This window comes from Micromonospora sp. NPDC049114 (genome assembly GCF_040648635.1).
In the GTDB taxonomy this organism is placed as follows: Bacteria; Actinomycetota; Actinomycetes; order Mycobacteriales; family Micromonosporaceae; genus Micromonospora.
Genome location: NZ_JBEZEA010000006.1, coordinates 1 through 13,507 on the forward strand (window position 1 = coordinate 1; position 13,507 = coordinate 13,507).

The following is a 13,507-nucleotide window of genomic DNA, read 5'->3' on the forward strand; positions in this document are numbered from 1 at the left end:
TTACATTCCGAACCCGGAAGCTAAGCCCTCCAGCGCCGATGGTACTGCACTCGTGAGGGTGTGGGAGAGTAGGACACCGCCGGACAATCTTCCAGAAAAGGCCACCCCAATGGGGTGGCCTTTTCTGCGTTCACCGGGCGCCGGCCACCGGTGAACGGGTGCCTGGCCTCCAACTCCAATGTCAATTGGCCTCGGCGTGGACGCGGCTGGGGCGGATCGCGGTGCGATACGTGGTGACGGTGCAGTTGTGGACCGGACCCGACATCATGAGGAGCGTGGACTCTTCCCTCGACACCCTGCCCAAGATCGGTGCACCAGCGACGCGGGCCTTGAACAACGTTGGTTACACGGCTCTGGGTGAGCTTGCCGGGGTGCCGCGTACTGAGCTGGCCAAGCTACATGGCATGGGTCCGAAAGCCCTCGAGATCATTCAGAGCGCGCTTGAGGAGCACAACCTGAGTCTGGGTTAGTAGTCCACCGTCACCTGGCTCCGGCGTCGGGCGTGGTGTGGGCATGCAGACGGCCACTAGGCTCGGTCGTGTGGATGACCTCCTGATCCTCCTGGTCTTCGCCTGCTGCGTTGCCGCGGTACTGGGTGCGTTGGCGTGGCTGGGCGTCCGTGGTCGTCGCCGCGGTGTCGGTGGCGAGGTGATGGGGCCGTTCGAGGAGATGTGGCACCCGGCCGCGACCCGGTACCGGGCCGAGATCCGAGTACAGGAAGAGCGCCTGGTTCCGCTGCCGTCCGCCGATGCGAAGGGTCAGACCGCGTGACCGGAGATGTCGATGCGGGGACGCCCCCGAAGCGACCGATGCCCACTCAGGACGACGTGCTCGGATACTTCGACACGCTGTCGAACTGGGGACGGTGGGGTGACGACGACGAACTCGGCACCCTGAACCACATCACCGACGACGTCCGGCTGGCAGCGGCGCGGGCCGTACGCCATGGCCGGAGCGTGTCCTGCGCGTGGGAGGTCGCCGTACCGGAGGAGATGGAGCGGGCGACGATGTCGTGCCCGTGCGCCGCCGACATGCCGGGCGCGGAGAACATGCCGGTCGCCGCCTTCCACGCCGACCGGCGGTGGGGCTTCTCGTCCGAGCGACTCGGCATGACCTTCCACGGCAACACCATCACCCACCTCGACTCGCCGTGCCACCTCTTCTGGGACGGCACGATGTACAACGGTCGTTCACACTCGCTGGTCGACGCCGCCACGGGATCGGCGTGGGCGGCCGTCACCGCCGCGGCGGACGGGATCGTCACGCGTGGCGTGCTGCTGGACGTCGCGGGGGCCCGCGGTGTGCGGTGGTTGGAGCCGGGCCAGGGCGTCGTTCCCGAGGACCTGGAGGAGGCCGAGCGCCGCCAGGGTGTCCAGGTGCGTCCCGGCGATGCGGTACTCCTGCGGACCGGCTACGGCCGCTTCCGGCACGAATCCGGTGCGGCCGGCGGTTTCACCCAGGCCGGCTGGCACGCGTCCTGTCTGCCGTGGCTGCACGAACGGCAGGTCGCGCTGATCGGCGCCGACAGTCCGCAGGACGTTCAGCCGTCGGGGTACGACGACGTGCTGATGCCGGTGCACGCCGTGAGTCTTGTCGCGATGGGTCTGTGGCTGCTCGACAACTGCGACCTGGAGGCGTGCACGGCGACGGCCGCCGAGCTGGGCCAGTGGGACTTCCAGCTCGCCGTCGCGCCGGTCCGCTTCGCCGGCACGTCCGGCAGCCCGGTCAACCCGATCGCCACATTCTGACCACGGGGTGCGGACGGCCGCCCAGGCTCAGGAGGGCTTGGGACCGCAGACGTAGCGGGGCTCCGCGTCGTAGCGCCAGGTGAACTTCTCCCGCTTGACGACCACGCCGCCCTTCTTGATGACCCGGAAGGCGTCCTGGGCGAAACCGTTGATGCCGTTGCTCGGAATGCACGTCGGGCCGGGTTCGAGGTGGATGACCTTCGGCGTGGTGATGTTGCGCCGAGGGCCGTACTCGGTCTTGACGCTGTCGTAGATCTTCGTGCTCCAGATCGAGACGGTCACCGAACTCGACGTGTACGAGGTGTCGATGAGCAGGCCGTACTCGGTGTTGTTGCGGAACTTGAAGTCCAGACTGGGCCAGAAGATTGTCGACTCGATGACGGCCGGGTACCTGTCGAACCAGTACGAGTGCGGCTTGTGCTCGACGTCCTCCAGGCCCGCGTAGTAGGTGGCGTTGAACAGGGTGGTGGTGAACTGCGAGGTGCCGCCGCCGACGCCCGGCACCAGCTTGCCGTCCAGGATGACCGGCGCGTCCCGGTAGCCCTGCTCGTAGCCGCGTTCGCCGGTGTGCCCGTTCAGGGAGAACGTCTTGCCCGGCAGCACGACAGTGCCGTCCACCTCCTTGGCGATGGTGGCGATGTTCTGGCTGCGGGACGACGCCATGCCGCCGGTGAACCGCGTGGTGAAGGTGGAGACCCGCTCCTTGATGCCCAGGCCGGCCAGTTTCTCCGCGGTCAGCTCCGGCGGGGTGGCCTTCAGCTCGCCGGTCACCTCGCGTCCGTTTGACTTCGGCAGCACTGCCAACAGATCACGGCCCAGGGCCGCGCTGTCGAGTTGCTGGCCGGGACGACCGTCGGTGGCCTTGGGGCGGCCACCGGAGATGGTCATCGACGCGTTCTTCGGCGGCACCTCGATCGCGAGCAGGTCGTCGCCGAGGGCTGCGCGCAGCCGCTTGACGTCGACCGCCGGGGTGAGCTTGCCGGCCTTGTCGGCGGTGAACCGGAGGCTCTTTGCGATGGCCGCCGGTGGCACCCGCACGGAGCCCTTGCCGGTGCGCAGGGTGACCGGCGCGGCGACCGCCGGCCTGGCCAGCTCGGCGACGAGCCGGTCCAGCTCCTCGGCGGTGGTCGCCGGCTGGCTCTCCACGAGCGGCACGGTGACCGGGGTGCCGGCCAGCCATCCGGTGCGGACGGCGTCGGCGGAGCGCTGCGGGTCGAACGCCAGGCCCGGCTTGGGGCGTACGACCTTCGGGGTGGTGCCCTGGTAGGTGATCGCCGGCATCGTCATCGGGCGGACCTGGTCGCCGAGCACCTTGCGCAGGGCCGCGTCCAGCCGGGCGGTGTCGATGGTGACCACCGGGTCGACGGTTCGGGAGCCGACCAGCCGGCTGACCGGGTGCGCGTCGGCCTCGGCCGCTGCGGCCACGCTGGCCGCCACGTCGACGCCCAGCCCCACATCGGCCGGGTTGATCTCGGCGGTGCGCTCCCCGACGGTGACCCGCAGTGGCGCGGCGAGGGCTGCCGCCCGCCGGGCCAGCTCGGCCCGCAGCTCCCGGTCGGCGGCGCTGCGGCTGCGGCCGCCCAGCTCGGCGCCGAGCACGCTGGTGCCCCGGGGCACGTCCCCGGCGTACGCCCAGGCGCCGGCGCCCGCCACGGCGGCGAGGACGCCGCCGGTGACGCCGGCCGCGAGCAGCATCCGCACCCGGCGCGGACGGCGTCCACCGGTGTCCGGCTCGCCGGTGACCGTGGGCGGTGTGGCCGCCTCCGGTCCGTCGTCCGGCCAGGTGACCGCGGTGACCTGCACGGTGGGTCGGTCGTCGGCGGGTGGACGTTTGTCGCCGTACAGCGTCACTGCAACCTCGATCGCCAGGTGCCACGGGAGGTCCCCCCTCCCGGAGGACACCACGGTAACCAATGCTCGGCCGTCCGTGCCGGCTGCGCCCGCTCTGCGCTGCCACCGCGTGTCGTTCGGCGTGTCGCGTGGGTCGGGAGGGACCCGGAGCCGGGGTCGGTGCCGACGCCGGGTCGCCGCCGTGGCACGGTGGCGGGGTGGACGCTGCGGAGCGGGTGTTGGCGTACGGCGGCGGTTGGTTGGACCGGGCGGGCGCGGTGCGCACCGACGCGGCGCGACTGGACGCGTTGCTGACCGATCCGACGACTGTGGTGCTGCCGCTGTGGCGCGACCGCTGCCTGGTCGACGGGGTCGGGCCGGTCCGGTTGACGGCCGAGCGCGCGTCGCTCGTCCGGTCGGCCGCCGCCGAGACCGTCTTCCTGGGGCTCGACAACGACGTCGCGGTGTTCGCCGTGGACCTCTCCGGGCTCAGCGAGCCCGCCGCCGTCGAGATGGCCGGCGCGACGCGGGCGGTCGACGTACGGGCCCTGGTCGGGCGGCTCGACCCGGCGGGCGCGGCGGTCCAGGCGTACGCCCGGGGGTTGCTGCACTGGCACCGGCAGCAGCGGTATTGCGGCACCTGCGGCGCGGCGGCCGTCGCCGGCGGCGGCGGGCACGTGCGGACCTGTTCCGGTGCGGATTGTGGTCGGCTGCTGTTTCCCCGGATCGAGCCGGCGATCATCGTGCTGGTCGAGGCGCCCGGCTCGCCGGAGCGCTGCCTGCTGGCCCGGCACGCCGGCGCTGCCCAGGACTCCTACTCGACGCTGGCGGGCTTCGTCGAGGTCGGCGAGAGCCTGGAGGACGCGGTCCGCCGGGAGATGGCCGAGGAGGCGGGGATCACCGTCACGGACGTGACCTACCAGGGGTCGCAGGCGTGGCCGTTCCCCGCCGGGCTGATGGTGGGCTTCCGGGCCACCGCGACGTCCGACGAGGTGTGCGTGGACGGCGTGGAGTTGCTGGAGGCGCGCTGGTTCACGCGGGCGGAGCTGCGGGAGCGGGTCGCGGCAGGTCGTCGGCTCGGCCGGGTGGACTCGATCGATCACCACCTGCTGGGCCGGTGGCTGACGGCAGGCTGAGGATCATCACCAGCGCGGTCGCCGCGGCGGTGCCGAGAGCGCACCACATGATCCCCTGGAACGTGCGGGGTGCGACGGCCATGGTCAGGACGGCCAGGACGGCCGCCGCGACCCACAGTGGCGCGGACGGCCACCGCGCACCGGCCGCGATCTTCGCGTTGACGACCGCGAAGACCAGCGCGTAGAGCGCGCCGGTGGCGGCGAAGAACGGGGCGTACTCGCCCAGGGAGGCGTAGTTCTCGCCGCCCACCAGGCGGAACGCGAGGCCGCCGGCCAGGGCCGAGGCTGCGACGAGCACGGCGCCGCAGGCCGCGACGATCGCGAGCACAGCCGTGCGGACGCGGTTGTCCCCGACGGCCAGGCGGGGAAGGGCGAGCACCACGATCACCTGCGGCGCCCAGAGAGCCCCCTTGGTGAGCACGGTGCCGACGGCGTACGCGCCGGAGTCGGCCGGCGACAGCAGTTGGCGCGCGAAGATCAGGTCCGCGTACGACACGGCGAGCATCGCGAGCGCGGCCGTGCCGGCGCTGGTCACCTGCCGGATCCGTAGGGCGGCACCGATGGCGGCGGACCCGTCCGGGCTGGCGGGGCGGGCCGGTCGGGCGATCCAGACCAGCGCGGGCAGCACCAGGTATGCGGTCACCATGCCGGCGACCAGGGTGTCGACGACATCGGCACCGAGGACCAGCGCGACGATCATGCCGCCGTACCGCCCGGCGGCGACCACGCCCATCGCCCACGCGAGACGGAGGAAGCGCTGCTCCCCCTGCAACTCGCCGAGCCACCGGGCGGACAGGACGACCGCGACCGTGGTGCCGGCGACCAGCGCCACGACCGTCAGCGACAGCCGCAGGGCGGTCATCATCAGCGGCGCGGCCACGACGACTGCGCCCGCGGCGACGGCGGTCGTGACGAGGGTGACCCGGTTGGTCGGTGCGCCGGGATGCCGGGCCCGGTGCACCGCGACCGCCATCTGCAGGCCGACACCCGCGACGCCGGCGATCGCGACGAGGGCCGCGACCGTGGCCAGGACGCTCAGGCCCTCGGCCGCCAGGTGCCGGGCACCGAGCATCGGGAGCAGGTAGGCCAGCCCGTTCGTCACCATCGCGGCACCGGCCACCGCCGCGCCCGCCGCGGAAAGGCGGCCCGCGCCGGGGCCGGCCGTCGTCTCTGTCATCGCGCCTCATGTCGGTTCCGCCGGGGACCGGTGCACGCCCCGAGCTTCGCGTCGTCGTCACGGAGTCGCGCGTCGACGTAGTCAGGCAAGCTACCGCCCGCGCCCGCCTGTGCCTAGAGTGCTGTCCGGAGCCCCGGGAGCGACGTCGGGCCCGCTTCCCGTCCAGGTCTGTGGGGGTCCGTGTGCGCCGAGGATCACCGGAGTCCCGTCCGGCGCCGTCGCGGGCCGTGATCGTGCTCCGTCGGTGGTGGCCGGAGGTGGCGCTCGGCGTCGGGGTGGTCCTCGCGATCCTCGCGCCGGTGCTGGGCCGGGGTTACGTGCTGCGGTACGACCTGGTGTTCGTGCCGGACCCGCCGTTCGGCGCGATGGTCTGGGGCAGCGGCACGGAGCTGCCCCGGGCGGTGCCCAGCGAACTGCTCGCGGTCGGTCTGGCCCAGCTGCTGCCCGCCGACGTGGCGGAGAAGGTGCTGCTGGCCGGTTGCCTGGCCCTGGCCGCGCTGGGCGCGGCCCGGCTGGCGCCCGTCAGCCACCCGGTGGCGCGGGTCGCGGCCGGGCTCGCGTACGTCTGGAATCCCTGGGTGTACGGGCGGCTGCATCTCGGTCAGTGGGCGGTGATCGCCGGGTACGCGGCCCTGCCGTGGGCGTACGCCTGGGTGCTCGGGGTGCTGCGGCCGCCGGACGGCGGCATCGGTCCGGGTCGGCGCTGGTCCGTCGCCGGTGGGCTGGCGGTGGTGCTGGGCGGTCCGGCGCTGGTGCTGGCGGCGGTGGTCTCCTGCGCTCCGGCGTTGGCCCTGGCGCGGCGGTGGCGGGCGTTGGTCGCGGGGGCGGCGACGCTCGCCGGCCTCACCGCGCCGTGGCTGGTGGCGTTGACGAACCGGGGTGGTGTCGTCGATCTCGACGAGCGGGGCGTCGCCGCTTTCGCCGTCCGCGCCGACACACCGCTCGGTGTGCTCGGCAGCGTCGCCACCCTCGGTGGGGTCTGGAGCCGCCATGCCGCAGCCATCGGGCGGGACCGGTGGCCGGTCGCCCTGCTCGCGCTGGTGCTGGCCGCGGCGGCGGTCTGGGGGTACGCGCTGGTCCGTCGCCGGTGGCCGTCGGCCGCGTGGTGGGGCCTGCTCGTCGGAGCGGCCGTGGGCACCGCGATCGCCGTTCTGCCGGCCTGGCCGGTGAGCGCCCAGTGGATGGTCGCGCTGGTCGAGCACGTTCCGCTGGCCGGCGCCGTCCGGGACGGTGCCCGACTGCTCGCCCCGCTGGCGCTGGTGCAGGCGGTCGGCCTCGGCATGCTTGTGGAGTCGCTCGTGGCGGCTGGTGCCCGGCCGCTGGCCCCGCTGGTGATGATCGCTCCGGTGGCGTTGCTGCCCGGCCTGGCCTGGGGGCTCGGCGGCCAGCTCGACACGGTCCGGTACCCCGCCGAGTGGTCGGCCGTCCGCGAGGTGGTGAACACCGATCCGGCCGGCGGCAGCCTGGTCTCACTGCCGTGGGCGTCGTTCCGCGCCTACCGCTGGGCGGGCAACGTCCCGATGCTCGACCCGGCGCCGCGGGCGTTCCGCCGGCCGGTCATCGGGGACCAGGACGTGCTTGTCGGCCGCGACCGGATCCGTGGGGAGAGCCGGGACGCCGACCGGGTGGCGCAGGCGCTGGCGGTGCCCGGTGACCCGGTCCCGGGCCTGCGTCGGCTCGGCGTGCGGTACGTCCTCATCCAGACCGATCAGCCCGGCGCGGCCGAGGTCGAGGGGCGTTTCGCAGGTGCCGAGGTGGTCCAGCGGGACGGGACGCTGATCCTGCTTCGCCTGCCTGGTGCCGGTTCTACCGGCTCGACAGGGAGTGTCGGTATTGGTCCGGCGTTGGGGTATTCGATACTCGGGGCCACCCTGTTGATCACCCTTTCGCACACGGCCGCACGCCGACGACGCATGTTACTGTGCGGTCACTTAAGACGAAGGGACCGTCAATGAAGGCAACCTTCAATCCCCTCCTGATCGCGGTCGTCGCCGCGGCGGTGGGTGCCGTGCTGGGCATTGCGGCCGTCTCGATCGGGACGTCCACCATTGCCAACACCAACACCAAGCCGGCGAACGTCGAACAGCCCATCATCGTGTACGGCGAGCGCTGACGGCCTTTCATGGAGGTCCTCCCTCCTGACGTGTCGTCAGATGCGGTAGTACTCGACGTCGTGGTGCCCGCGTACAACGAGGCACTGCGGCTGCCCGAAACCCTGGTCCTGCTCCGGGCGGCGCTGGCCGACCTCGGTGTGCCCTGCCGGGTCACCGTTGTCGACAACGCCAGCACCGACGGAACCGCCGAGGTGGTGACGGGCGCCCCTTGCGGCCCGGTCCCCGTCCGGCTGCTCTGGTGCGCGGAACCGGGCAAGGGCTTCGCGGTACGTACCGGTGTGCTGGCGAGCGACGCGCGCTTCGTCGGCTTCTGTGACGCGGACCTGGCCACCGCGCCGGACACCCTCGGCCAGGTGCTCAGCCTCCTGGTCGAGGGCGCCGACGCGGTGGTCGGTTCGCGGGCGCACCCCGAGTCGGTGGTGCAGGAGCGGCACAGCCTGCTCCGGCGCTGGGGCGCGGTGGCGTTCCGCGGTGCCGTGCGGCAGGTGGTGCGCGGCGTGGGCGAGACGCAGTGCGGGTTCAAGTTCTTCCGCAACGACGTCGCGCGGCGGTCGTTCGCACCCCTGCGGTGCGGCGGCTTCGCGTTCGACGTGGAGGTGCTGGGCCGTGCCGAGCGGGCGGGCGCCCGGTTGGTGGAGATCCCCGTCAACTGGGTGGACGTGCCCGGCTCGCGCTTCTCCCCGGCCCGCCACGGCTGGCAGAGCTTCGTGGACGTCGCGAAGATCAGTTGGCGGCTGCGCCGGGCGGAGGTCGCACCCGCGATGCCGCTGCCGGTCGTCGCCCTGCCGGTCGGCACGGACGTGACCGGGGGCGCTGCCGTTGGATTGCGGCCGTGAGTGTCGGACACTCTCCGGCGGCTGCGGCTCCCACCACCGACGCGGTGGTCGCGGGTCGACGGATCGCGGTGCTCAACTGGAAGGACCCGTGGCATCCGGACGCCGGCGGCGCCGAGGTCTACGCCTGGCAGGTCGCCCGCGACCTGGTGACCGCCGGCGCGGAGGTCACCTTCGTCACCGCGCGTCCGGACGGCCAGCCCGGCGACGAGACCCGCGACGGCATCCGGATCGTCCGGGTCGGTGGGCGGTGGAGCATCTACCCCCGGGTGCTGGGCTGGCTCGCGCGACGCCGCCGTCAGTTCGACGCCGTCGTGGACTGCCAGAACGGCATACCGTTCTTCAGCCCGGCGGTCCTGCCGGCTGACGTGCCGGTCGTCTGCGTGATCCACCACGTGCACGACCGCCAGTTCCGGCTCTACTTCGGCCCGCTCGTCGGTCGCTTCGGGGCGTGGTTGGAGGGGCCGGTCGCCCGACGGGTCTACCGCCGGGGGGTGACGCTCGCCGTCTCACCGTCGACGGCAGTGGCCGTACGGGACCGGCTCCGCTGGGCCGGCCCGGTGGTGGTCGTACCCAACGGCGCGGACGCGGCGACACCGCCGGTCGTCGGCAGTGGCGTTCGCGACGCGCGACCCCGGGTCGTCTGCGTCGGCCGGGTGACCCGGCACAAGCGGGTGGATCTGGTGCTCGACGCCGTCGACCAGCTCCGGGCGCAGCGGCCCGACCTGCGGCTGGACGTCGTCGGTGGCGGGCCGGACGTGGCGACGATCCGTCGGCAGGTCGCCGAGCGTGGGCTCGCCGACGTCGTCACGGTGCACGGTCACCTGCCCTCCACCGAGCGGGACGCGCTGCTGGCCAGCGCGTGGTTGCACGTCTCGGCCTCGTGGGGTGAGGGCTGGGGTCTGGTGGTCGTGGAGGCCGCCGCCGCCGGGCTGCCCACCGTCGCCTTCGACGTCGACGGGCTGCGCGACGCGGTACGGCCGGGCCGGACCGGATGGCTGGTCGGTGAGGGCGACGACCCGGCGGGCAACCTGGCCGTCGGCCTCGACGAGGCGTTGGACTCCCTCGCGGCTCCGGGCGAGGCCGAGCGGATGGCCGCCGAGTGTCGGCAGTGGAGCGGGGCGTTCCGCTGGGCGGACACCGGGCGGCGGGTCCGCGCGGTCCTCGGCGACCTGCTCGCGCCGCGCCGGGTGCCGTGGGCGGCGCGTAACGCGTCCGTCCTGGTCCGGGCGGACGAGCCGGAGAGCCTCCTGGCCCGGGTGTCCCCCCTCCTTCCGTACACCCGACACGTGGCGACCGACGAGCACGGCCTGTGGATCCTGGTGCCGGCCGCCGCTCCGGCGGCGGTCCGGCAGGTGCTCGTCGAGGCGGGCGTCGCGCCCGAGCACATCAGCGAGCGGGACGCCAGCGGCGACGAACTGCTCACCGGAGTTCCGGTACGGCAGTGCTGACCGCCTGGTCGACCGCTCGCCGCACCGCCGGTATACCGTCCGCGACGGTGTCCCTGGCGGTGTGGCGCCTGCGTGAGCTGCTGGTCTGCCTCGCGCTGATCGGTCTGTGCGTCACCCAGGAGCCCGGGCTCATCGTGCCGGACACGAAGCTGGACATGGCCCTGGACCCGGGCGGCTTCCTCGCGCGGGCGGCGCACCTCTGGACGGCGGACTGGCAGTTCGGCACGCTCCAGAACCAGGCGGTCGGCTACTTCTTTCCGATGGGGCCGTTCTTTCTCCTCGGCGAGGCGATGGGCCTGCCGGCCTGGCTCGTGCAGCGGCTCTGGATGGCCACCCTGCTCTGCGTGGCGCTCACCGGTGTGGTGCGCCTGGCGCGTGCCCTGGACCTGGGCGGTCCGGCGTCACGGCTGATGGCCGGCGTGGTGTTCGCGCTCTCGCCCCGCGCGCTGTCCCTGGTCGGCACGGTCTCGCTGGAGCTGCTGCCGTACTGCGTCGCGCCGTGGGTGCTGCTGCCTCTGGTCAAGGGGGCGGCGGGTGGCTCGCTGCGGCGGGCGGCGGCGCTCAGCGGGCTGGCCGTGCTCTGCATGGGCGGGGCGAACGGGGCGGCCGCCGCGTGTGCCGTGCTGCCGGCGTTCCTCTTCGTGGTGACGCGTGCGCCCGGCTGGCGACGGATCCGCCTGCTGGCCGCGTGGACTGTCGCGGTGGTCGCGGCCACCTTCTGGTGGCTGGTGCCGTTGCTGCTCCTGCAGCGCTACGGGTTCCCGTTCCTGCCGTACACCGAGAGCGCGGCGGTCACGACGAGCGTGACGTCGCTCCCCTCGGCCGTGCGCGGCGCGACCCACTGGGTGGGTTACCTGGCCGTCGACGGCGTGCCCTGGTGGCGCTCCGGGTGGGCGCTGGTCACGACGTCCTGGATGGTCGTGCTCACCGGCCTGATCGCCTGCCTCGGGTTGGCCGGGCTGGCCCGTCGGGACCTGCCGGAGCGTCGCTTCCTGCTCGTCGGCGCACTGGTCGGGCTGCTGACCCTGACCGCCGGGAACCTGTCCGACGGCGGCGCGGCCTTCGCCACGACGGTCCGGGAGGCCCTCGACGGCCCGCTCGCCGCGCTGCGCAACCTGCACAAGTTCGACGTCGTGCTCCGCCTGCCGCTGGCCCTGGCCACCGCGCACATGCTGGACACCGTCGGCCGGATCGCGATCATCCGTCGGTTCACGCGACCCACCAACATGGCACCCCGGCGGGTGGCGCTGGGCGCCACCGCCGTCGCGCTCCTCGCGGTCACCAGCGGCGCGGCAAGCGCGGGCCTCCCGGCCGGCGGCGGCTTCTGGGGGTTGCCCGAGCACTGGCGGCAGGCGACCGGTTGGCTCGACCGGCACGCCGGGCCCGGCACGACGTTGCTCGTGCCCGGCAGCAACTTCGCCGAGTACGACTGGGGGCGCTCGCTGGACGAGCCGGTCCAGCCCCTGCTGGACTCGCCGTGGGCGGTGCGGTCACTGGTGCCGGCCGGATCGGCGGGCAACGCCCGTCTGCTCTCCGCGATCGACGAGCGGCTCGCCGCCGGTACCGCCTCCCCCGGGTTGGCGGACGTGCTCGGTCGGCTCGGTGTGCGGTACCTGCTCGTCCGCAACGACCTCCGCCAGCCGGTCGGAGGCTTCGCCTGGCCGGTCCTCGTGCACCGGACGCTGAACAGCGCGCCCGGACTGTTCCGGGTCGCCGCGTTCGGCCCGAGCAGCGGCGTGCGGCCGGACCTCGCCGGAGCGTGGGACTACGGGCTGCACGAGCCGTACCGGGCGGTGGAGATCTACCAGGTGGACCGGCCGACCCCCAAGGCCACGCTCGCCGACGCGGCGCAGCCGCTCAACCTGGTCGGCGCACCGGAGACCCTGCTGGACCTCAGCGACGCCGGCGTGCTCGGCGACCGGCCGGTGATCCTCGACGGGGACGCTCCGGAGGCCGAGACCGGAGGCACGGTCCTCGCCGACAGCCTGCGCAACCGGGAGGTCGACTTCGGGCTGGTCCGGGGCAACACCTCGCGGACGTTGACCACCGAGGAACGACCGGCCTCGGCCCGGACGGCCCACGACATCCTCGACCCGGCATGGCGCTCGGCGATCACCTCGTCGGGCTACGCCGGGATCGCCGACGTCCGGGCGTCCACAAGCGCGGCGGACGTCACCGGCCCGGCCGGGCTGCGCGACCCCTCCGCCACGCCGTTCGCGGCAGTGGACGGCGACAGCGGCACCTTCTGGCTCTCCGACGGCGCGCGCAAACCCGTGGGCCAGTGGATGGAGGTCCGCTTCGCCGAGAAGATCCAAGCCGGGTCGGTGGAGGTGCAGGTGGTCGACGACGAGGTCGTGGGCGCCCCGGTCACCAGGATCCAGGTCAGCACCGCGGGCGGGACGTACGTGCACTCGGTGGTCGACGCCGGGCGGACGCCGCTGCGGTTGGCGCTGCCGTCGGGGCGTACCAGCTGGGTTCGGGTGACCATCGACGGCGTCGCGGGTTTCGACGTTCCGGGACGCCGCGCGGGCATCCGGGAGTTGCGCGTGCCCGGGGTGAGTCCCCAGCGGTACCTGCGGCTGCCGGCGCTGCCCGACGCCACCGCGACCCCGGAGGTCGTCGCCCTCGCCCGCAAGGCCGTGGACCGGCCGGCCTGCGTCGTCGTCGACGACCACTACCTGTGCGCTCCCGACCTGATCCGTCAGGGCGAGGAGACCGGCCTGGTGCCCCGCCGCTTCGACCTGCCGGCCGCCTCCGCCCCCCGCCTCACCGGCCTGGCGCGCGCCACGCCCGCCACCGCACTCGCCGTGTACGACGAGACGGTGGGCGGCGAAACGGTCAGCACGTCGAGTTCGTGGTTCGCCGACCCGGTCGCCTCGTCGAGGGCGCTGTCGGACGGGAACGACGGCACGGCCTGGTGGGCGGACCCGAACGACCCGCAGCCCACGATACGACTGCGCTGGCCCGAGGTGCGGAACGTGAGCTGGGTGCGGCTGCGGTTCGCGCCGAGCCTCGTCGCGGCGCCACCCAGGACGGTCCGGATCACCGGCGACAACGGCATCCGGGAGGTGACTGTCGGCCTGGACGGCGTCGCCCGCTTCCCCGCCCTGCGGACCCGCAGCCTCGTCGTGGCCGTGACCTTGACGGTGCCGCGGGTCAGCCGGTCGACGGCGATGTTCGAGCCGCAGCCGCTGCCCGTCGGCCTCAGCGGGGTGGAC

At 73.5% G+C, this 13,507-nt stretch carries 10 protein-coding genes, 1 rRNA gene and 1 pseudogene; 10 read left to right on the top strand and 2 right to left on the bottom strand.

All coding sequences use genetic code 11. The features are described 5' to 3' along the window. The 4 genes from rrf to AB0B39_RS18550 all read left to right on the top strand — a co-directional run. Window positions 1-85 (top strand): 5S ribosomal RNA (gene rrf, locus AB0B39_RS18535); the annotation flags it as partial. A gap of 181 nt (window positions 86-266) precedes the next feature. After that, a complete protein-coding gene (locus AB0B39_RS18540) occupies window positions 267-470 on the top strand; it encodes a helix-hairpin-helix domain-containing protein (protein WP_357575045.1) in 204 nt (67 codons plus the stop codon). Between the two features lie 70 nt (window positions 471-540). Continuing rightward, window positions 541-771, top strand: coding sequence for a hypothetical protein (locus AB0B39_RS18545; RefSeq protein WP_357498648.1), 231 nt, complete (start codon window positions 541-543; stop codon window positions 769-771). Window positions 772-809: 38 nt separating this feature from the next. Next, a complete protein-coding gene (locus tag AB0B39_RS18550) occupies window positions 810-1,748 on the top strand; it encodes a cyclase family protein (RefSeq protein WP_357498650.1) in 939 nt (312 codons plus the stop codon). Window positions 1,749-1,775: 27 nt separating this feature from the next. Here AB0B39_RS18550 and AB0B39_RS18555 read toward each other — a convergent pair whose 3' ends face one another. Continuing rightward, window positions 1,776-3,599 carry a VanW family protein gene (locus AB0B39_RS18555; protein WP_357574911.1) on the bottom strand — a complete coding sequence of 608 codons (1,824 nt, stop codon included), beginning with the start codon at window positions 3,597-3,599 and terminating at the stop codon, window positions 1,776-1,778. Between the two features lie 197 nt (window positions 3,600-3,796). Between AB0B39_RS18555 and nudC the strand changes: the two genes are divergently transcribed. Continuing rightward, window positions 3,797-4,714 (top strand): NAD(+) diphosphatase, encoded by a 918-nt coding sequence (nudC, locus tag AB0B39_RS18560; protein ID WP_357574912.1) that lies wholly within the window; start codon window positions 3,797-3,799, stop codon window positions 4,712-4,714. Here the strand turns inward: nudC and AB0B39_RS18565 are convergent. Continuing rightward, complete coding sequence (locus AB0B39_RS18565; protein ID WP_357574913.1) at window positions 4,611-5,891, bottom strand: polysaccharide biosynthesis protein; 1,281 nt, start codon at window positions 5,889-5,891, stop codon at window positions 4,611-4,613. The genes nudC and AB0B39_RS18565 overlap by 104 nt on opposite strands. A 227-nt stretch (window positions 5,892-6,118) precedes the next feature. On the opposite strand from AB0B39_RS18565, the gene AB0B39_RS18570 reads away from it, so the two are divergent. The 5 genes and pseudogenes from AB0B39_RS18570 to AB0B39_RS18590 form a co-directional block, all read left to right on the top strand. Next, on the top strand, window positions 6,119-7,846 hold the full coding sequence (locus AB0B39_RS18570; RefSeq protein ID WP_357574914.1) for a hypothetical protein: 1,728 nt from the start codon (window positions 6,119-6,121) through the stop codon (window positions 7,844-7,846). Beyond that, the gene (locus tag AB0B39_RS18575; protein WP_234583219.1) at window positions 7,843-8,004 is read left to right on the top strand and encodes a hypothetical protein; all 162 of its coding nucleotides are present in this window, start codon (window positions 7,843-7,845) and stop codon (window positions 8,002-8,004) included. The genes AB0B39_RS18570 and AB0B39_RS18575 overlap by 4 nt, the downstream gene beginning before the upstream one ends. A gap of 30 nt (window positions 8,005-8,034) precedes the next feature. After that, the gene (locus AB0B39_RS18580; RefSeq protein ID WP_357498660.1) at window positions 8,035-8,841 is read left to right on the top strand and encodes a glycosyltransferase; all 807 of its coding nucleotides are present in this window, start codon (window positions 8,035-8,037) and stop codon (window positions 8,839-8,841) included. Continuing rightward, the gene (locus tag AB0B39_RS18585) at window positions 8,838-10,289 is read left to right on the top strand and encodes a glycosyltransferase family 4 protein (RefSeq protein WP_357574915.1); all 1,452 of its coding nucleotides are present in this window, start codon (window positions 8,838-8,840) and stop codon (window positions 10,287-10,289) included. The genes AB0B39_RS18580 and AB0B39_RS18585 overlap by 4 nt, the downstream gene beginning before the upstream one ends. Before the next feature lie 59 nt (window positions 10,290-10,348). Beyond that, window positions 10,349-12,352 (top strand): annotated as a pseudogene (locus AB0B39_RS18590) (alpha-(1->3)-arabinofuranosyltransferase family protein); the annotation flags it as partial. Window positions 12,353-13,507: the final 1,155 nt, after the last annotated feature.